The 18,378-nt window shown below is 63.7% G+C and carries 17 protein-coding genes and 1 pseudogene; 9 read left to right on the forward strand and 9 right to left on the reverse strand.

The features are described from left to right. Positions 1 to 124: 124 nt before the first annotated feature. From DDA93_RS01855 to DDA93_RS01865, 3 genes are all read right to left on the reverse strand, one after another. Positions 125 to 706: an HhH-GPD-type base excision DNA repair protein gene (locus DDA93_RS01855; RefSeq protein WP_019484167.1), complete on the reverse strand. Its 582-nt coding sequence runs from the start codon at positions 704 to 706 to the stop codon at positions 125 to 127. 68 nt (positions 707 to 774) lie between these two features. After that, positions 775 to 1,821 carry an NAD(P)-dependent alcohol dehydrogenase gene (locus DDA93_RS01860; RefSeq protein WP_019484166.1) on the reverse strand — a complete coding sequence of 349 codons (1,047 nt, stop codon included), beginning with the start codon at positions 1,819 to 1,821 and terminating at the stop codon, positions 775 to 777. A gap of 96 nt (positions 1,822 to 1,917) precedes the next feature. Then, entirely contained in the window at positions 1,918 to 2,490 is a 573-nt protein-coding gene (locus tag DDA93_RS01865) for a hypothetical protein (protein ID WP_019484165.1), read from the reverse strand. A 60-nt stretch (positions 2,491 to 2,550) separates the two neighbouring features. On the opposite strand from DDA93_RS01865, the gene DDA93_RS01870 reads away from it, so the two are divergent. The 5 genes and pseudogenes from DDA93_RS01870 (at position 2,551) to DDA93_RS01885 (ending at position 6,866) form a co-directional block, all read left to right on the forward strand. Then, positions 2,551 to 3,012, forward strand: coding sequence for a Fur family transcriptional regulator (locus DDA93_RS01870; RefSeq protein ID WP_024475884.1), 462 nt, complete (start codon positions 2,551 to 2,553; stop codon positions 3,010 to 3,012). Between the two features lie 120 nt (positions 3,013 to 3,132). Beyond that, positions 3,133 to 3,381: a hypothetical protein gene (locus tag DDA93_RS01875; protein WP_019484163.1), complete on the forward strand. Its 249-nt coding sequence runs from the start codon at positions 3,133 to 3,135 to the stop codon at positions 3,379 to 3,381. Between the two features lie 568 nt (positions 3,382 to 3,949). Continuing rightward, positions 3,950 to 5,607: pseudogene (locus DDA93_RS01880) on the forward strand (sodium:solute symporter family protein). Positions 5,608 to 5,616: 9 nt separating this feature from the next. Next, positions 5,617 to 5,748, forward strand: a complete 132-nt coding sequence (locus tag DDA93_RS16600) for a putative transporter small subunit (protein WP_019484161.1) — start codon at positions 5,617 to 5,619, stop codon at positions 5,746 to 5,748. Between the two features lie 71 nt (positions 5,749 to 5,819). Further along, the gene (locus DDA93_RS01885; RefSeq protein WP_116777949.1) at positions 5,820 to 6,866 is read left to right on the forward strand and encodes an LLM class flavin-dependent oxidoreductase; all 1,047 of its coding nucleotides are present in this window, start codon (positions 5,820 to 5,822) and stop codon (positions 6,864 to 6,866) included. Position 6,867: 1 nt separating this feature from the next. On the opposite strand, the gene DDA93_RS01890 is transcribed toward DDA93_RS01885, so the two are convergent. After that, positions 6,868 to 7,968 carry an SDR family oxidoreductase gene (locus DDA93_RS01890; protein WP_116777950.1) on the reverse strand — a complete coding sequence of 367 codons (1,101 nt, stop codon included), beginning with the start codon at positions 7,966 to 7,968 and terminating at the stop codon, positions 6,868 to 6,870. A gap of 179 nt (positions 7,969 to 8,147) precedes the next feature. Here DDA93_RS01890 and DDA93_RS01895 point away from each other — a divergent pair, with 179 nt between their 5' ends. Next, positions 8,148 to 8,807 (forward strand): response regulator transcription factor, encoded by a 660-nt coding sequence (locus tag DDA93_RS01895; protein WP_116777951.1) that lies wholly within the window; start codon positions 8,148 to 8,150, stop codon positions 8,805 to 8,807. A gap of 151 nt (positions 8,808 to 8,958) precedes the next feature. On the opposite strand, the gene DDA93_RS01900 is transcribed toward DDA93_RS01895, so the two are convergent. Beyond that, positions 8,959 to 10,626, reverse strand: a complete 1,668-nt coding sequence (locus DDA93_RS01900; protein ID WP_116777952.1) for a GAF domain-containing sensor histidine kinase — start codon at positions 10,624 to 10,626, stop codon at positions 8,959 to 8,961. Positions 10,627 to 10,762: 136 nt separating this feature from the next. Here DDA93_RS01900 and DDA93_RS01905 point away from each other — a divergent pair, with 136 nt between their 5' ends. Next, on the forward strand, positions 10,763 to 11,212 hold the full coding sequence (locus DDA93_RS01905; protein WP_116777953.1) for a pyridoxamine 5'-phosphate oxidase family protein: 450 nt from the start codon (positions 10,763 to 10,765) through the stop codon (positions 11,210 to 11,212). On the opposite strand, the gene DDA93_RS01910 is transcribed toward DDA93_RS01905, so the two are convergent. The 4 genes from DDA93_RS01910 to DDA93_RS01925 form a co-directional block, all read right to left on the reverse strand. Next, positions 11,163 to 12,050 carry a universal stress protein gene (locus DDA93_RS01910; RefSeq protein WP_019484156.1) on the reverse strand — a complete coding sequence of 296 codons (888 nt, stop codon included), beginning with the start codon at positions 12,048 to 12,050 and terminating at the stop codon, positions 11,163 to 11,165. The genes DDA93_RS01905 and DDA93_RS01910 overlap by 50 nt on opposite strands. Further along, positions 12,047 to 13,096, reverse strand: a complete 1,050-nt coding sequence (locus tag DDA93_RS01915) for an NAD(P)-dependent alcohol dehydrogenase (RefSeq protein ID WP_019484155.1) — start codon at positions 13,094 to 13,096, stop codon at positions 12,047 to 12,049. The genes DDA93_RS01910 and DDA93_RS01915 overlap by 4 nt, the downstream gene beginning before the upstream one ends. Beyond that, the gene (locus DDA93_RS01920; protein WP_019484154.1) at positions 13,093 to 13,551 is read right to left on the reverse strand and encodes a universal stress protein; all 459 of its coding nucleotides are present in this window, start codon (positions 13,549 to 13,551) and stop codon (positions 13,093 to 13,095) included. The genes DDA93_RS01915 and DDA93_RS01920 overlap by 4 nt, the downstream gene beginning before the upstream one ends. A 73-nt stretch (positions 13,552 to 13,624) precedes the next feature. Then, the gene (locus DDA93_RS01925) at positions 13,625 to 16,117 is read right to left on the reverse strand and encodes an HAD-IC family P-type ATPase (protein WP_116777954.1); all 2,493 of its coding nucleotides are present in this window, start codon (positions 16,115 to 16,117) and stop codon (positions 13,625 to 13,627) included. A gap of 140 nt (positions 16,118 to 16,257) precedes the next feature. Here DDA93_RS01925 and DDA93_RS01930 point away from each other — a divergent pair, with 140 nt between their 5' ends. Together DDA93_RS01930 and DDA93_RS01935 are read left to right on the forward strand one after the other, a co-directional pair. Next, the gene (locus DDA93_RS01930; protein ID WP_024475887.1) at positions 16,258 to 16,647 is read left to right on the forward strand and encodes a metalloregulator ArsR/SmtB family transcription factor; all 390 of its coding nucleotides are present in this window, start codon (positions 16,258 to 16,260) and stop codon (positions 16,645 to 16,647) included. Then, positions 16,644 to 18,296: a SulP family inorganic anion transporter gene (locus DDA93_RS01935; protein WP_024475888.1), complete on the forward strand. Its 1,653-nt coding sequence runs from the start codon at positions 16,644 to 16,646 to the stop codon at positions 18,294 to 18,296. The genes DDA93_RS01930 and DDA93_RS01935 overlap by 4 nt, the downstream gene beginning before the upstream one ends. Positions 18,297 to 18,378: the final 82 nt, after the last annotated feature.

The following is an 18,378-nucleotide window of genomic DNA, read 5'->3' on the forward strand; positions in this document are numbered from 1 at the left end:
GCTTTTCCCTCACCGATCTCCGGGTAGACCCCCTTTGTCTGGATTGCTCACCGCGACGAGACTCTTGACGCCGCCACTCGCGCGGCGGAAGAGGAGGGAGGCTACTTTGCACCGGAAACCACGGCTAGGCCTTCGCCTCCTTCGCCGCTGCCTTCGCCGCACGCTTGGTTTCACGCACCTTCGTGAGGGATTCGGGGTCCACGATGTCGGCGACTGAGCGGTAACTGCCCTCCTCGCCGTACGCGCCCGCGCTCTCACGCCAGCCGTCGCCGTCGTACCCGTATTGCTTGCCCAACAGTGCAAGGAAGATTCGGGCCTTCTGTTCCCCAAAACCGGGCAGTGCCTTGAGCCGCTTATAGACCTCGGCACCGTCGGGGTTGTCCCTCCTCCAGATTTGGGACGCGTCGCCATCCCAGTCGTCGAGCAAAGTGGCGCACAGCGTCTGGATTCGCGCGGCCATGTTCCCCGGGTAGCGGTGCACGGCGGGCGGCGTGCGGCAGAGTTCAACGAATTCGTCGGGATCCTTGTGGGCGATCGTCTCCGCGTTGAACGCGCCCAGCCGGTCCTTGATCTTGGCCGGGCCAGCGAAAGCCGTTTCCATCGCCACCTGCTGGTCCAGCAGCATCCCGATCAGCAGGGCTAGAGGCTCCTCGGAGAGCAACCTGTCGGCGGCGGGATCGTCGGTGATGTTCAGGTGCGCAGTCATAGCCCCGAGTTTAACGCGAGAACCCCCGGCAGGAGTAGCTCCTGCCGGGGGTTCACTAACGCGAAACGCTAGTTCAGCGTTGAGGTGTCGATGACGAAGCGGTAGCGGACGTCCGAGGCGAGGACGCGCTCGTAGGCTTCGTTGATCTTGTCTGCGGAGATGACCTCCACCTCGGCGCCCAGGTGGTGCTCGGCGCAGAAGTCCAGCATTTCCTGGGTTTCCCGGATGCCACCGATCAGGGAGCCGGCGAACGAACGGCGGCCACCGATCAGGGCGAATGCGTTGACGGGCAGCGGCTCGGCCGGCGCTCCAACGTTGACGAGCGCGCCGTCGAGAGCCAGCAGACCCAGGTAGTCACTGATGGGGAGGGTGGCACTCACCGTGTTGATGATCAGGTCGAAGGAGCCGGCGAGGTCGGAGAAGGTGTTCTCGTCACTGGTGGCGTAGTAGTGCTTGGCCCCCAGACGCAGCCCGTCTTCCTGCTTCTTCAGTGACTGCGAAAGCACCGTTACCTCGGCGCCCATCGCTGCGGCCAGCTTCACGGCCATGTGGCCGAGTCCGCCCAGGCCTACGATTGCAACCTTCTTGCCTGGTCCGGCGCCCCAGCGTTTCAGAGGCGAGAACGTGGTGATGCCAGCGCACAGGAGCGGTGCGGCGACGTCGAGGTCGATACCTTCGGGAATCCGGATAACGAAGTCCTCGGTGACGACAATGTGGGTGGAGTAGCCACCCTGGGTGATGGAGCCGTCGCGGTCCTTGGCGCCGTAGGTGCCGGTGTTGCCCTTGAGGCAGTACTGCTCCTCGCCGGCTTCACAGTTCTTGCACTCGCCGCAGGAGTTGACCATGCAGCCGACGCCCACGCGGTCGCCGACGGAGTGCTTGGTGACGTTGGAGCCGACCTCGGTGACGATCCCGGCGATCTCGTGTCCTGGCGCCAACGGGTAGGTCTGGGGTCCCCAGTCACCGCGGACGGTGTGGATGTCGGAGTGGCAGATTCCTGCGAACTTGATGTCGATCAGCACATCGTCGGGGCCGACGTCGCGGCGCTCGATGGTGGTGGCGATGAGGTCCTCGGACTCGGATGGCGCGGCGTAAGCGTTGACGGTCGTAGGCATAGATAAGCTCCTGCAGAATTGGTTGCGGAAAAATTTGGTCCCCCTCACCCAACGCCAGTGGACGGCGACGTATTCCTCAGCGGTGGCGTGAAACGATCAGGGCAACCGTGAAGGACGCCGGATCGTGGCCTCCCCAGCGCGGTCCGGTTCCAGTAAAACCGGGCTCACCAGTACCGCCGGACCGCGGTGCAGCGCCCCGTCCGCCAGCACCTGACAGCGCACTCCGCCTCGGCCGCGCATCGCCGCGTGGGCTCCCGGCGCCAGCATACGATCCATCCACACGCATGGATGCGCGGGCCGTCCGGCTTTCAACCGCACGACGTCGCCGGCGGACTCCAGCTCAAACTCCAGACCCAGCAGCGGATGCAGTTGGGCACCCCGCAGAATCACGTTCCGCCGGGCCAGCAACGGATCAAAAGGTTCAGCGGCCAGGCCACTGGCAATATCCTCGAGCGCTTCCACCGCCATCACCGTCACCGCGGCGTCCATGTGTGCGGCCTTGCCGAAGAACCGGTCCCCGACGATTCCCTTCCCGGCTACCAGGGCTACCCGGTCGGCGTCGGTCGTGGGCACGTCGGCGGCACCGTCGCGGGCGCGGCCAAAGTAGGCGTGGGCCGGTGAGACGAGCAGGTGCAGCACCTCGACGTCGTACCGGTAACGTTCAGTCATTGTCCAAGGCTACCGCGGAGTTGTTTTGACCTAATCAAAACAACTCCGTACAGTAGAGGTATGCCACAAGGTACCGCCTCGCAGACCCAACCCGATGCTCTTCGGGCCATTATCAGCGAGTCGGGACTGAAGGTGACTGCGCCTCGAGTGGCGGTGTTGGAGATTCTCCAGAGCGCACCCCATTCAAGTGCTGATCAGGTTTTTAATGAAGCACGAAAGAGCCTGAGCAAAATATCGGCCCAAACTATCTACGGGATTCTGGCGTCGTTCACCGGTGCCGGATTGGTCAGACGATTCGACCCGCCCAATTCTCCCGCCCTGTTCGAGTGCAGGGTGGGCGACAACCATCACCATCTGTCATGCGTTGGCTGCGGGTTGGTGCAGGATGTTGACTGCGTGATCGGCGAGGCACCATGCCTCACCCCCTCCGATGATTCAGGTTTCACCATTTACTCGGCCGAGGTCACTTTCAACGGCCTGTGTCGCACTTGCCAGACCAACGGCTCACCCGAAACCGGCTAAGCCACTTCTCATTCTCACGGCCCGCTGACGCGGCATTCCGTGATCAGTTCTGCCCAAAATCACCACTTCAACGCTGAACCGTTCGGCAATTTCGCCGCGCCCAAAAATAGGAGCTTCACCATGTCATTGATGAACCGCACCACCACCACACGCCCGGCCGCCGCCCATCGGGCAGCAGTCACCCCCGCCCGCCCGATGCCCCTGCTCGGTGGGCGCTACGTGACGACGCCGACCTCCGGCACCCCAGCCGAGGGAACCTACGTCACTACCCGTAGCGGCGGGACGGTCCAGGTCCGCGGCACCTACGTAACCTCATCAAACCGGTCCATTCAGGAACATTCAGAGGGCCGCTACACCGACCGCGGCTAAGAGCCAGGCTCGGGAGGCTCACCCCCTACCACCTAACCCTTCAACAATCCTCGGATGATACTGCTCTATCAGGCATCATCCGAGGATTACTGGTTTCAGCGGACCCCCGAGTGGCCGTCGTCCGCGCCGTCGACGACGGCCACCTCGCCATCGTCACTGCCCGGCGCCACTACTTGCCCAAAGGTCCCCTCCGCCGGAAGCATGCTAGCCTGACTGCGTTGCAGGACGCCTGCCCGCGAGTAACCGTTCCCCCATTATTGGGATTGATCAGCGGCGAAGATTGCAGAGCACCTGCCCCCGTATGGGTACAAAACACCCACGAATCGGTTGGCCGCGCGCCGCCGAAAGACATAGCTATGCGCTCTGTTTGATTGCCTCAGGTAATTTTCTACGGGATTGACGCGCTTGCGCCCTCATTCGGGGCTCGGTCTCCGCGCCTGGAACGCTTGCGGAGGGGACGGCCCACAGGAGGCCAGCGTGATGACGATGTCGAGTTGCAAGCGTTGCTCGTCGTGACGAAGGGATCACAGTGCCTAACGATGCTGAGTTGTATCAACTAAGTGGATGGATGGTGATTCTGCTTCTTGTACTCCTCTACGGTGGCACCCTGCTGGTGTCCGCCTACATTGGTAAAAAGAAGGAGAACGCCGACGGCTACATGACCGCCGGCAACAAGGTGGGTTTCGGTATCTCCGCTGCGAGCATGACTGCCACCTGGATCTGGGCGGCTTCAATGTACGCATCCGCCACCTCGGGCTACACCTACGGCATCTCCGGGCCAATCCACTACGGGCTGTGGGGTGCCTGATGATCCTGTTCATCTACCCTTTCGGGAAACGCATCCGCGCAGTAGCGCCGAAAGCCCACACTCTGGCCGAGGTGATGCACGCCCGCCACGGCCGGTCCAGCCAGTTGATGCTCGCCGGCTCCAACATCGTTGGCAGCGTGATCAGCCTGACCTCCAACTTTATTGCCGGAGGCGCCCTCGTAGCATTGCTCTCCCCCTTCAGCTTCGGGCAGGGTGTACTCGCCGTCGCCGTCGGCGTCCTCATGTACACGCTGTGGTCCGGCTTCCGCGCCTCGGTACTGACCGACTTTGCGCAGGTGGTCGCCATGCTGGGCGCCGTCGCGATCATCATCCCGGTGGTGTTCTTCGCTGCCGGAGGTCCCGGCATGTTCACCCAGGGGGCCGGTAACCTGACCCCCGAGCAGTCCAACTTCTTCTCGAGTGACGCGTTCCTGAACCAGGGTGCTCCCTATATCGCTGCTGTGCTGGCCTACGCCATCGGCAACCAGACCATCGCGCAGCGGCTGTTCGCTGTCCGCGAGGACCTGATCAAGAAGACCTTCGTCACCGCGACAGTTGGTTACGGTGCCACCGTGATCGGCATCGGCATGATCGGGGTGATGGCCCTGTACCTGGGTATCAGCCCCACCGGCGGCGACGTCAACAACCTGATCCCGCAGATGGCATCCACCTACCTGGGCCCCGTACTGCTGAGCCTGTTCTTTGTGATGATCCTCGGCGCGCTGTCCTCCACCGCCGATTCGGACTTGTCCGCACTGTCCTCGATCATGATGGCCGACGTTTACGGCAAGAACATTGCGACGAAACCCAACCCCAAAACCATGCTGCTGGTCGGCCGGATCACCATGATCGTGGCGACTGCCGCGGCCTTGATCTTCGCCAGTCAACAAATGGACATCCTCGACCTGCTGGTCTTCGTGGGAGCCCTGTGGGGGGCCCTCGTGTTCCCGGTCATCGCCAGCTTCTACTGGAACAAGGTGACCAACAGGGCGTTTACGACGTCGGTGGTCGTGGCCTTGGCCGTCTTCATCCCCGTCAGGTTCTCCTGGTTCTCGATGGACGGCGTCACCGGGATCCTGTTCGACATCCTGTCGGCTGCCGGAATTGGCATTGTCCTGGGCCTGATGGTGTTTGGCTTCTTCGGCCTGAAACCAGCAAAAATCGCTGGCGCCGTCGCCGCGCTTGCCTCGGCCCCCTTCGTCATCGGGTTCCTGCACGATTACACGGTCCTCACCGGTTCGCTGGTGGCCTACGCCGTGAGCACCATCGTCTGCTATCTGATGTCCGTCAGGAGCAAACAGGACTTCGACTTCGCCCTGATCAAACAGCGCATCGGCGACTATGACCCCGTGGCCGACGACGCCAGCAACACCCCTGACGACGACCTGGACGGCGCCACGCTGTCCGCCCGAAAGTAGGAGATCACCATGGAAACAATCCTTCTCACCGTGTATGTGCTGATCTGGCCGGTCATCGTTGCAGGGGTCCTCTGGACCGTCTGCCGTGGCTTCTTCAAGGACTGGTCTGAATCCCGGAAGGCCGGTCGAAACATCATCTAGTCGCTCGGTCGGGGCGATCCCTCTGGACGAGCAGCGGGAATGCGTCGGGACCGCAACGGGTTGATCCGGGTATGAAGCGAATAGGTTTTCTATCCTTTGGTAACTGGTCCTCCGCGCAGGGATCGCGAACCCGCACCGGAGGTGAGGCGCTGCTGCAGGCCATCGACCTGGCGGTGGCCGCGGAGGAGATCGGCATTGATGGGGCATCGTTCAGGGTGCACCATTTTGCCCGGCAGCACGCTTCGCCGTTTCCGCTGCTCGCCGCCGTCGCCGCCCGCACCAGCCGTATCGAGATCGGCACCGGCGTCATTGACATGCGGTACGAGAACCCGCTCTACATGGCGGAGGAAGCGGCCGCGGCGGACCTGATCAGCCGCGGCCGGCTGCAGTTGGGCATCAGCCGGGGATCGCCCGAGCCAGCTGTTAATGGCGCCGCGACCTTCGGCTACGTTCCGGTCGACGGCGAGGAGTACGCCGACCTGGCACGCCGCCATACCGAGGTGTTCCGCTACGGAATCAGCGGTGCCGGCATTGCCGAGGCCGATCCTCGGATGGGCAGCGGTCTGCTGCCCATCCAGCCGCAGTCTCCTGGTCTGAGTCAACGGATCTGGTGGGGCGCCGGCACCCGGAAGACCGCTGTCTGGGCGGCCGAACAGGGCATGAACCTGATGAGCTCCACCCTGTTGACCGAGGACACTGGCGTGCCGTTCGACGAACTGCAGGCCGAGCAGATCCAGATGTTCCGTGACACCTGGGCCGAACAGGGCCACACCTTTGAGCCCAGGGTGTCGGTCAGCCGCAGCGTCATTCCGCTGGTCAGCGACGAGGATCGCCAATACTTTGCGCTGAGCGCCCTGCGGGAAACCCGCGATCAGGTCGGAGTGCTCGACGGCGCCCTGTCCCGGTTCGGGAAGAGTTACATCGGGGAGCCGGACGTCATCGCTGAACAGCTCGCCAACGACGCCGCCGTCCAGTCGGCAGACACGCTGATGCTCACCGTCCCCAACCAGTTGGGCGTGGACTACAACGCGAAGCTGTTGGAGAACGTTGCAGCGCATGTGGCCCCAGCTATCGGGTGGCGGCGCTCCTCACCTCTTGAAGCTGCCGCCCGCCGCTAGCTCAGGGGATGAGCTTGTCCGCACGGTAGCGCTCGAAGAGGTCGGTGAACGCGTCGAGCGTGCGGCGGTAGCCGGTAAAACCGGCGATGCGGCTCTTGCTCATATCGGCGACTACCTCTAGGTTCCTGCCGAGGTCGCCGTCGGTGTGCCACCAGGAGGCCACCCGGTCCAGGCGCGGTTCCGCCAGCCCGTGAGCCGTGACGAGTTCCTGCCACTGCGCGTCGGCTCCGGCCATCTGGACCTCGAGTGGCCGTGGCTGGTCTCGGAACCCTTCGGCTTCGACCCCAAAGTGTGCAGCGAGTTGCTGCCACATCCAACGCCACCTGAACACGTCGCCGTTGACCACGTTGAAGGCTTCGTTGGCCCCGTTAGGCGACGTGGCTGCCCAGACCATGTGGTCGGCGAGGAGTCCGGCGTCGGTCATGTCAGTCAGGGAATTCCACTGGGTTTCAGAGCCCGGGAAAATGAAGGGGCGGCCGGACTCCTTACACAGCGCCGCATAGGCTGCGAGGGTCAATCCCATGTTCATCGCGTTGCCAACAGCGTGCCCGATAACCGTGTGCGCGCGGTGCACCGACCAGGTGAAGCCCTGCGCCGCAGCGGCGGCCCACAGCTCGTCCTCCTGCGCGTAGTAGAAGTTGTTGACCGGCAACCGTGGCTCTTCTTCGTGGAACGGCGTGTCCGGCATCTCGCCCTCGCCGTAGGCTTCGAACGGCCCGAGATAGTGCTTCAGCCCGGTCATCAACGCCACGTGCGCCACCGGCTTTCCGGCCAGAGCCTCCAGGAGGTTGCGCAGCATCGCGGCGTTCACCCGGATGTTCGCTTCCTCGGTGTCCTGGCGGGCCCAGGCGGTAAAGAACACCTGGGTGGGTGCAACATCAGCGAGCGCGTCCTTCAGCGACTGGGGCGAGGATAGGTCGGCCGGAACGTACCGCACGTTGGCTTTCGGGGTTCCTTCGCTCCGAGACATGGCGAGCACCTGCCATCCCTCGCCAGCGAGTTTCTCTACCAGGGCTGACCCAGCAATGCCGGAGGCGCCGACCACCAATGCGATACCGCCTGTTTGCGTGTCGGACAGGGGCGCCTGTTCGTTGTGACTCATCGGGTCTCCTTGTGGTGCAATTTGTGTGACAGCACCCGCTCGAGTGAACTGTCCTATCTACGGCAAGCCAGTGGTCCACCGAATAATTCCGCACCCATTCCCGGTGGTCGGGTCTTATGGCACTGCTGTTCGAGAGTGTCGCCACCGATGATTGAACAACTGACCGATGATGAAAGACGATGATGACGCTAGAAACGCCCGAGCCAACCCGACCGGTCACGGTCTTCCTTCTGGATGACCATGAACTGGTCCGACGTGGGCTTCGGGATCTCCTGGAGGGCGAAGGGTTTGCTGTCATAGGCGAAACCGGGTCTGCTGCTGAGGCAGTTCGCCACATTCCAGCCCTGGCACCCGATGTGACCATTCTGGATGCCCGCCTCGCCGACGGAAACGGGATCGAGGTGTGCCGTGATGTCCGGTCAGTGGACCCGTCGCTGCAGTGCGTGATCCTCACCAGTTACGACGACGACGACGCCGTACGGGGCGCCATCCTGGCTGGCGCTGCCGGCTACATTCTCAAGGAAATTGTCGGATCGGACCTTCTGGAGAAGGTGCGTCGTGCAGCCAACGGGGAGTCGCTGTTCGATGAGGACGTCAAGGCACGGGTTATTGCCGGTTTCACCGCCGTGCAGCCCGAGGACCCGCGCCTCGCGGGCCTGACCGTCCAGGAGAAGAAGGTGCTGGCGCTGATCGGGGCCGGGATGACCAACCGGGAAATTGGCGCCGAACTGTTCCTGGCCGAGAAGACCATCAAGAACTACGTGTCCTCCGTGCTGGCAAAACTCGGGTTCCAGCGCCGGACACAGGCGGCCGTCTACATTTCGCGCCCGCGCACCTAGCCCGCCCGGCCCTCCAGTCCCGGTCAGCCCGACTGTTCCGCGCGCCGCGGTCCTCTAACCCGTTCCGGTGGGCAACCTGGACATCGGTGCCCACAATCTCCACCCAAAACGCCCAGGTTGACGCGGTCTGTCCAGGTTGCTCACCGGATCGTCAGCTCAGGGGCAGTATCACGTCGATGGTGGTGCCGTGGCCCAGGGAGGATTCGATCCTGACCTCTCCGCCGAGTTCCTCAGCCCGCTGCTGCATGTTCCGCAGCCCACTGCGACGCCCGGTCTGCTCGAATCCCTGGCCGTTGTCAGCGATCCGCAGGTTGACTGAATCCGTGCTCGCAGACAGCGTCACCATGATGGTGGTGGCCTGAGAATGTTGCAGCGCGTTGGAGAGTGCTTCCCGAAGGATTGCTTCCACATGGGCCGCCGTCGCCACCCGGACCACGGTGTCGAGTGGTCCGGAGAAGTGGATGACCGGTTCGACGTCGGAACCGTCGAGGGACCGGCGGACAAGCGCGAGGATCCGTGAGCTCAGACTGTCCTCGCTGTTCGTCACCGATTGCAGCGAGTAGATCGTGGCCCTCAGTTCACCGATGGTCGCGTCGAGCTCAGTAGTGACGGAAGCGATCCGGGCGAGGGGCTCATCCCCGACCACATGCTTTCGAAGACTCTGGATACTGAGTCCGGCGGCGAACATCCGCTGAATGACCAGGTCGTGGAGGTCCCGGGCAATCCGGTCCCGGTCTCCGAAGACGGCGTCCTGTTCGCGCTGGATCTGCATCTGGGTCAGTTCCAGGGCCGTGGAAATCTGGGAGGCGAACGCGGCAACCATTCGCTGATCCACGGGCGAAAACGGCGGATCATCCTTGGTGCGGGCAATGACCAGGAACCGGGCGTGGCTGCCCCGGTCGGTGATCCGGGTGTACATGGCGGCGTCGAACACATCGGGCTCTGAATTGGGCAGCACGTCCTGGAGGTCGCGCCCGTTGAGAACTGCTGTATCCCTGAACGGAAGCGTTACCTTGCGGAGGGCCGTCCCGTCACCCACAAGCCGCCCGCGAAAACTGTCGCCGTGCAGGCCGAGAGCCACCTCGCAATACAAGGCCTCGTCGGGCGCCATCCGGGTAAGGATGAGGATTAGGGATGCGCCGGAGGCAGCCTTCGCGTGTTCGGCAACGATCTCCACATCGCTGAGGTTCAGCTCCGAGGAGGAGTTCAGGAGCGCCTGAACCGCATCCTGTCCGCATTCCAACCATCGGGAACGTCTCGTCTCAGCTTCGAAGAGGCGCATGTTTTCGATGGCCACCCCGGCCGCCGCCGCGAGGGCAACCGTCAGATCCTCATCGGACTGGGAGAAGTCCCCACCGCCGTTCTTTTCGGTCAGATACAGGTTGCCGAAGACCGTGTCGCGCACCCTGATCGGCACACCGAGGAAGGACGTCATCTGGGGATGACCCGCTGGGAACCCGAAGGATGCGGGGTGTTGGCGGAGGTCTTCGAGGCGAAGTGGTTTCGGCTCGCTGATAAGCAGCCCGAGCACCCCGTGTCCTACGGGCAGTGCACCGATCTGGCTGATCTGGTCCCCGTCGAGGCCCACGGTGATGAAATGACTCAGTACTCCGTCCGGACCGATAACACCAAGGGCCGCGTACTTCGCGTCCACCAGCCGGCAGGCCGCCTCCACCACCCGTTCCAGCACGGTCTGCAGACCCTGGTTTTCCGCGATGGCAGCGAATCCTGCCAGCAGATGGTCAATTTCCCCCGCGGACTTCAGCGGAGGGGGCACGTCATCGGGATCTGTGACTGGGGTGGTTCGGATGGGACTCATTGTGCGACTCCAGTGAGTTGAACCCTGGCCTTCGATTCGTTGTCGTGGTGAAAATGAAGGAGCATACGGAGGCTGACCCGGCGGATTAGGTCTTCCGGCCCTAGTGGTGCGGGGCGTCCGACCTTACTGTCGGGCTATGGACTCCGAGAATACACCCACATCCGTTTTACCGGCCCACACCTGTTGGGAGCTATTGCGCGGCACCGCCTACGGTCGGATGGCCCTGTGCGTCGACGGACAGCCCGAAATTTTCCCCATCAATGCGCAGGTAGACCACGGAACGCTGGTGTTCCGTACCTCTGAGGGATCAAAACAGCGGGCAGCCGAAGGCGCTCCGGTGGCGTTCGAGGCCGATGGTGTCCTGCAGGACGGGTCACGAGCCTGGAGCGTGGTCATCAAAGGGAATGCATCAACCATTCAACGCACCGCCGAACTGATGTCCACGATCCACCTTCCTCTACACCCGTGGGAGCCCGGGCGGAAGGACCGCTTTATGCGGATAGTGCCCACGAGTGTCACCGGTCGGAGCTTCGACGTTACGCCTGCCCCCCAGCTGCAGGAGATGCCGGTAGCGAGCGAAGAGTAACTACCAGGGTGGGGCACGGTGGAGCTAGCAGCAGCGTGTGAGTCACTGAGCCCAGCATAATTCCCGGTCGGGCACCCCGACCGTGCCGCCCAATCACCAGCAGGAACGCGTCAGCGGCGTGGAACAGGAGGGACTCCACGGGTGGCCGCTCGTCATCGAGAACCCTTGTTACGGTGAGCGACGGATAGGTTACCTTCAGTTGCGCGAGCACCGAAGCGGTTCCGCTGACCTCCGGAGCTGTGGTATCTGTCGCTGAGGTGACGACTTTGAGCCCGTGACCCGACCGGCTGGCTTCGGCCGCTGCCACGCGCAACGCGTCGTGCGATTCCGCCGAGCCATCGACACCCACCACCACGTCGCCGTCGTTGTCGGAGCCGGCGCTGGGGTCACGCGGGATCACTGCTACCGGAGAGGTGCTGCCGAGGGCTACCTGCTGCCCGACGGATCCGAGGTATTCGCCCGTCTTTCCGTCCAGCCGGTCAGCACCAACAACGAGGAGCGATGCATCCTCGGAGAGGCTGACCAGGGCGTCCACGATGTCGCCGCAATGCACGTTGGCGGTGACGTGTGCGTCGGGATAGTCGGCGCACACCTTCCGGGACTCCTCATCGAGCGCCTGGCGAGCCGCAGCGATCAGGCTGCCGTACGGTGTCCCACCCGCTGCCACGGGGAGCATGAGTGACGGGTCGGGAAGGGCATGCAGCATCGTAATGTGCTGCCCGGTTTGGTGGCCGCGCCGCACGGCCCAGCGCAGAAGCGCCGGGCCGGTCAGCCCGTCCCGGAAGGCGACGACGATGGGCCGGTCCTCGGCGAAGTCAGCGCCTGCTGTGTCGCTCACGAGGTGGTGCTTTCGGGGACGATGACCGCGCGGCCGCGAAGCGTTCCGGCCCGGAGCCGCTCATAGGCCGTAGGTCCATCGGACAAAGAAAACTGCTCGTACTCGACGTGGATTTTCCCCACTCGAGCCAGTTCCACCACTTCCATCAGCTCTGCTCTGGATCCCCAGTAGGGGGCACGTGCCTGGGCGTCCCACGGCGTGGAGAAGAAACCGACGTCGACGGTGCCCACTCCAACCCCCACAACGGCAATGTCCCCACCGATTCCGACCACCCGGGACGCGAACCCCGTGGTGACGGGAGTACCCACAAAGTCGAAGACCGCGGTGGCACCCTTGCCGCCGGTAAGAGTCCGGATCTGCGCCTCGGCCTCCTCCCCGGGGGCCAGCACATGGTCGGCGCCGACGTCGAGCGCGAGAGCACGTTTCTGCTCTGAGGTGTCAATGGCGATGATGGTCGCCGCGCTCAGCGCCTGAAGGATCTGGACACCGACGTGGCCGAGCCCGCCTACGCCGATGACCACCGCCGTCGAGCCTGGGACCAGTTTCGGCAGGCTCTGCTTGATGGCGTGGTACGGGGTCAACCCGGCATCGGTGAGTGACACGCTGGCCACCGGGTCGAGGTCGCCGAGGGGCACCAGATGCCGGGGGTCGTCGACCAGGATGAACTCGGCCATGGCGCCCGGCGCGCCGAGGCCCGGGGGTGCGATCCCCTGCTCTGCCGCTACCTCGCAGTAGTTCTCGTTGCCTTGGGCGCAGGTATAGCAGCGCCCGCAACCCCACGGACCGTAGACGAGCATGGAGTCACCCACCTGGAGCCCGGTTACCCCGGCACCCCAGGATTCGACGGTGCCTGCGCCCTCGTGGCCAAGCGTGAGCGGCAGACCATAGATGTACTGGTCCGCGGGAAGATCCATGATGAATTGGTCGGAATGGCAGACACCGGCCGCGGTTACGCGCAGCAGGACTTGTCCGGGTCCGGGGACTGGGGTGGGAATGTCAACGAGTTCAGGGGCCGATCCGACTGTGCGATAATGCAGCGCCCTCACGCGTGATCCTCGGGCATTTCCCCTGTTGAACCCTCGACCACGAGGACAGGGCATTTTGCGTGGGCCACGCAGGCGCCACTGACCGATCCCATGAGCAGGCCTCTGAAAGTACCGTGCCCACGGCGTCCCAGGACGAGCATCACCGCTCCCTCAGCCGCCTTGACCAGCCCTTTGGACGGGTGGGAAAAGAGTACGACCTTCTCCAACCCCTCAGGCGGGTCATCCCCGAACGCTGATTGCACAGCAGTATCGAGGTGTTTGTGGGTGATTTCCTCGAAGTTGTCGCTACCGATCGGCACATAGCCTGCGTACTCTGGCGGGTAATCCCAGGTGCTGACCGCCTGGATCACCGCGTTGAATGGTGGTGCAAGTTTCCGGGCGAAACGCAGTGCGGCAATCGATTGCTCGGAGCCGTCAACTCCGACGACGATGCGGGGTGAGGTAGATGCTTCCATGATGTGCCTCCCGTGTCAGCGCGGCAAGGTTGCAGCTGCTTCCTTCAGTCTCACCCGCACTTGCTCGTGAGCGTTAGGGTCTTAGGGCCCGTTCTGGGGTGTCATCGGGCGCGGCGAGGAGCCGCCGGTGGTGCCGGAACAGGATTTCAATAGCTATTCCACCCAGCAGTGCGACGACGCCCGACGCCACGAGATGGTTCCACCCCGGCACGGTGAAGTCGAAGAAGTCGCTGAGCAGGGGCACCGTCAGCACCAGCCCCAGCCCCACGAACATCGCCCCGATGATCAGCACCCGCCAGCGGTTCAGCGGACGTGACAGGACAACCAACACCCATAGTGCGATCAACGCCAAAACCAGAGCGGCGGCGGTCCGCACCTCAGCGGTGGTGCCGGTGTCTGTCCACCGCGAATAAGTGTTGATGGCGACGACGGCGAGCGCAATGATGAGCCCCGCCGGTATGGCAAAGGACAGGGAACGCTTCAAGAATCCGCTGCGGTAGCGGCGGGTGTTGGGCATCAACGCCAGGAAGAACGCAGGAATACCAATGGTGATTCCATCAGTGGCCGACAGCTGCCGGGGCAGGAAGGGGAAGTCCCAGAGCAGCGCTCCGAAGGTTATCGAGAGAATGACCGCGTAGGCCGTTTTGGCCAAAAACAGCATCGATACGCGTTCAATGTTGGCGATCACCCGGCGCCCCTCGGCGACGACGCCCGGGAGCCGGTCGAACCGACCATCCAGCAGCACCAGCCGTGAGACGGCCTTTGTGGCGGCGGCGGCCGAGTCCATGGCAATACCAATGTCGGCTTCCTTCAGGGCGAGCGCGTCGTTGACGCCGTCGCCGGTCATCGCCACAACGTGCCCGCGACGTTGCAGGGCAATGACCATGCCCTTCTTCTGGGCCGGCGTCACCCGGCCAAAGACCGTGTGGTGCTGCATCACTTCGGCCAACTCTTCGGGATCTTCGGGAAGCTCCCGGGCGTCGAAGCCTGCGTCCGTGGCCACGCCCACCTCCCGTGCGACCGCTGCGACGGTTCGGGGGTCGTCACCGGAGATGATCCTCAGCGAGACGCCCTGCTCCGTGAAGTAGGCGAGCGTCTGGGCGGCGTCTGACCGGACCTGCTCACGAAAGGTCAACAGGGCCACCGGGGCGGGGTCGGCTGGAAGCACCGCTTCATCATCATTCTGGACCGCTGGTGGAGTGGGTGCATAAGCCAGAACGAGGGTGCGCAGACCGGAACCAGCAAGACGCGAGGCGGCGTCCAGCGCTTCCCGTGCCGCCGGGGTGCTCGACGTGCTCGACTCCAGCACGATCTCCGGGGCGCCCAGGAGCCACGTTCCGGCTGCTGGTGTGCCGTCGGGAAAACTGACCGCACTCCATTTCCGTGCAGAGGAGAACGGCACCGATGCGACCGGGCTGAGCGAACCGTCGTCGTCGAAGGCGTCGGCCAGACACCGGGCGGTGGCGTTGGCGTTCGGGTCTGCCCCGAACCAGCCAAGAGCCTGTTTCCATCCCTCTTGGGGGGCGGTCCCAATTTTGTGAACCTCGTCGAAGACGATCTTCCCCGCGGTCAACGTTCCTGTCTTGTCGAGGCATAGGACGTCCACCCGGGCCAGTCCCTCGACAGCCGCCAGTTCCTGAATGAGCACGTTCTGCTGGGCCAGGCGCACGGCTCCCACGGCAAAGGCGACGCTTGTCATGAGCACCAGCCCCAAGGGGATCATGGCGATGACGCTGGCGACGGCACCCACCGCGCCTGTTCTCCAGGCGCCGGTGGTGATCGCCTGTTCCCATCCGCCCTGGCTTTGCATCTGACCGTTGACCACAATGGCCATCACGGGCAGCAGCGCGAAGGTGATCCAACGCAGGACCTGGTTCAGGCCCTGCCTGATTTCTGAGTGAACCAGGGAGAAGCGTTTGGCTTCGGCGGTCAGACGGCTGGAGAAGGAGTCAGCGCCGACTCGGTTGACTATCGCCCAAGCCTGCCCGCTCACAACGCTGGAGCCCGACAACACCTCATCATCGATCACCTTGTCGACAGGTTCTGATTCTCCGGTCAGCAAAGATTCGTCGATCTCAAGACCCTCGGCCTCCAGGATCACCGCATCGGCGGGGACCTGATCCCCGGCGCGGAGTACCAGAATGTCGTCCTTGACGACGTCTTTGACGTCGACGTCCTGGACCGTGCTGTCCCTGAGGACCCTTGCCCGTGGGGCGTTCAGAACCGCGAGACGGTCAAGGGATTTCTTGGCTTTGAACTCCTGCACGACGCCGATCAGCGCGTTGCCGACTGCAGCGAACCCGAACAGCGCATCCCGCCACTGTCCGAGGAAGAGGAGCAGTAAAAAGCTGCCCGCAACAATGGCGTTGAAGAGCGTCAGGACGTTGGCCCTGAAGATGTCCCAAAGGCTACGGCTCGATTGGTCCGGGACGTTGTTGGTCTGACCGGATTCGACACGGACAGCGACGTCGGCGGCGGAGAGCCCTGTTCGTTCGGCGACCTGCGCCAAGTGTTTGGGGCCCGATTGGCCCTTGTGGCGTTGATCCACTGCTTCAGCTGCTTCCATGGGGTACCTCTCTCGTCAGCACGGCAGGATTGCAGCAGCTTTCTCCAGTGTGCACTCTGACTGCCTCGCTGAGTAAGGGTCTTTGTACCCCTCTTGAATGATAGAATCATCAAATAGTCAATTAGTTGGAGTGAAGGTCAATGAAGGATTCACCACCGGAGTACGCCGACTTCCGCGCACCCCTCTACGAAGTAAAGGCGAACCTCTTCAAGGGACTCGCCCATCCCGTCCGGATCCGCGTCCTGGAACTTCTCTCAGCCGCACCCGAGGTCTCGGTCTCGGATCTGTTGACGGCGACAGGCTTGGAGGCCTCTCATCTCTCCCAGCACCTATCGGTGCTGCGACGCTACCGACTGGTGAAGTCGGAGCGGCGCGGACTCCAGCAGTTCTACACCCTTGCCGATCCGCTGGCGGCGGAACTGCTCGCGGTAGCCCGGGGACTCCTCCAGAACGTGCTCAACGCCACGAAGGAAGACCTTGAGTACTCGACGGCCACCGGATCCACCACTGTCGACGGAGACAACAGATGAGGATCCTCCCGACAGTCCGGGCACTGCTCCCTTCGGTCCGGGACTACGCCCAGCTGCCCCGGACCTGGCGGGGTGACCTCATCGCTGGCCTGACGGTCGGAATTGTGGCACTGCCGTTGGCGCTCGCGTTCGGGGTCAGCTCCGGCGCGGGCGCCGCCAGTGGCCTCATCACCGCAGTGGTAGCGGGTCTGGTGGCGGCAATCTTCGGAGGCTCCCACGTTCAGGTGTCCGGTCCTACCGGTGCGATGGTCGTGGTGTTGGGTCCAGTCATCGCCTCGCATGGGATCGAGGCGCTGGCCTTGGTGAGCGTCCTCGCCGGCGTGATGGTGGTCGCGGCGGGTGTGTTGAAGCTGGGACGGGTGGTCTCGTTCTTGCCGTGGCCCGTCATTGAGGGCTTCACCCTCGGCATCGCCATCATTATCTTCCTGCAGCAGGTGCCAGCCGCCATCGGTGAGGATGCGGGGCCAAGCAGCAATGCGGCCGTTTCTGCACTTCAGGCCGCAGGGACCGCCTCAACGGCCGAGTTTCTGGCAGCCGGGGCGCTCGTTGCGGTGGTGGCTCTCATCATGATCGGCGCACCGCGGCTCCACCATCGCCTTCCGGGCTCCCTTATCGCCATCATCGCAGCGAGTGTGATGGCTGAACTGCTGGCGATGCCGGTCGCGCGGATCGGGGCCCTCCCCGATTCCCTGCCGGCACCCACGGTGCCGGGCTGGGACTGGGAATTGGTGATTGTACTGACCGGACCGGCAGCAACCATCGCCATTCTCGCGGCGATCGAGTCCTTGCTTTCCGCCCGGGTTGCCACCTCGATCTCCGACACCGGCTCCTATGACGCGGACCGGGAGCTTTTCGGCCAGGGCCTGGCATCGGTGGCGTCCGGGTTTTTCGGCGGCATGCCCGCCACCGGTGCGATTGCCCGCACAGCCGTGAATATCCGCTCGGGAGGGCGCACCCGGTTTGCGGCAATCACGCACGCCTTCGTTTTGCTCTTTGTGGTCTATCTGGCGACCGGCCCCGTGGCGCGCATCCCCCTGGCTGCCCTGGCTGGAGTGCTGATGGTGACGGCCGTCCGGATGGTCTCACTTTCCACCCTGCGCAGCGTGGTGGGCTCAACCCGCGGAGACACTGTGGTCCTGATCGTGACAGCAGTCGTCACGGTTTCCTTCGATCTGATCCAGGCGGTGGGAATCGGCGTGCTGGTGGCCGCGTTCTTCGCCCTACGTGCCCTGGTCAAGTCCGGCGGGGTGCACCGGGAGGAAATCTCCGGTCCAGTCCAGGACGGCGACTCAAGGATCGCCGTCTACCGGATCGAGGGAGCTCTTTTCTTTGCTGCCGCCGAGCGGGTCCTGGAACGGGTCAGCGACATCGAAAATGTTGAGGTGGTGATCATTCGAATGTCTCAGCTGCAGTCGCTGGATGCGACCGGCGCAAGGGTGATCGCGGATCTCGTCAATACCCTGGAGCGCCGCGGCATTACAGTTCTGGTCAAGGGAGTCCAGGATCGTCATCTGCGACTCATTACCCGGGTTGGCGTCCTTGAATCTCTTCGTCACCACAACCACCTCTTTACCGCCCTGGAACCCGCCGTGGAACATGCCCGCAGCCACGTCGCCCGAAACCGGGAGGCGCCGGACACCACCCCCTGAGGCAGCGTCCCTCTGAGGCAGCGTCCCGCAGTATTGAAGGCCGGGACCAAAGCCTCTGGCCCCGGCCGGCTTCCTGATGCAT

Origin of the sequence: Arthrobacter sp. Bz4 (genome assembly GCF_003075455.1) — a bacterium.
In the GTDB taxonomy this organism is placed as follows: Bacteria; Actinomycetota; Actinomycetes; order Actinomycetales; family Micrococcaceae; genus Arthrobacter_D.

What these genes read in the sequence shown, in the direction of transcription:
- DDA93_RS16600 (WP_019484161.1), top strand. Translation starts at nt 5,617, where the DNA reads ATGGAAACAATCCTTCTCACCGTGTATGTGCTGATCTGGCCGGTCATC.
- DDA93_RS01855 (WP_019484167.1), bottom strand. Translation starts at nt 706, where the DNA reads ATGACTGCGCACCTGAACATCACCGACGATCCCGCCGCCGACAGGTTG.
- DDA93_RS01860 (WP_019484166.1), bottom strand. Translation starts at nt 1,821, where the DNA reads ATGCCTACGACCGTCAACGCTTACGCCGCGCCATCCGAGTCCGAGGAC.
- DDA93_RS01885 (WP_116777949.1), top strand. Translation starts at nt 5,820, where the DNA reads ATGAAGCGAATAGGTTTTCTATCCTTTGGTAACTGGTCCTCCGCGCAG.
- DDA93_RS01900 (WP_116777952.1), bottom strand. Translation starts at nt 10,626, where the DNA reads ATGAGTCCCATCCGAACCACCCCAGTCACAGATCCCGATGACGTGCCC.
- DDA93_RS01875 (WP_019484163.1), top strand. Translation starts at nt 3,133, where the DNA reads ATGTCATTGATGAACCGCACCACCACCACACGCCCGGCCGCCGCCCAT.
- DDA93_RS01920 (WP_019484154.1), bottom strand. Translation starts at nt 13,551, where the DNA reads ATGGAAGCATCTACCTCACCCCGCATCGTCGTCGGAGTTGACGGCTCC.
- DDA93_RS01935 (WP_024475888.1), top strand. Translation starts at nt 16,644, where the DNA reads ATGAGGATCCTCCCGACAGTCCGGGCACTGCTCCCTTCGGTCCGGGAC.
- DDA93_RS01865 (WP_019484165.1), bottom strand. Translation starts at nt 2,490, where the DNA reads ATGACTGAACGTTACCGGTACGACGTCGAGGTGCTGCACCTGCTCGTC.
- DDA93_RS01930 (WP_024475887.1), top strand. Translation starts at nt 16,258, where the DNA reads ATGAAGGATTCACCACCGGAGTACGCCGACTTCCGCGCACCCCTCTAC.
- DDA93_RS01905 (WP_116777953.1), top strand. Translation starts at nt 10,763, where the DNA reads ATGGACTCCGAGAATACACCCACATCCGTTTTACCGGCCCACACCTGT.
- DDA93_RS01925 (WP_116777954.1), bottom strand. Translation starts at nt 16,117, where the DNA reads ATGGAAGCAGCTGAAGCAGTGGATCAACGCCACAAGGGCCAATCGGGC.
- DDA93_RS01890 (WP_116777950.1), bottom strand. Translation starts at nt 7,968, where the DNA reads ATGAGTCACAACGAACAGGCGCCCCTGTCCGACACGCAAACAGGCGGT.
- DDA93_RS01870 (WP_024475884.1), top strand. Translation starts at nt 2,551, where the DNA reads ATGCCACAAGGTACCGCCTCGCAGACCCAACCCGATGCTCTTCGGGCC.
- DDA93_RS01895 (WP_116777951.1), top strand. Translation starts at nt 8,148, where the DNA reads ATGATGACGCTAGAAACGCCCGAGCCAACCCGACCGGTCACGGTCTTC.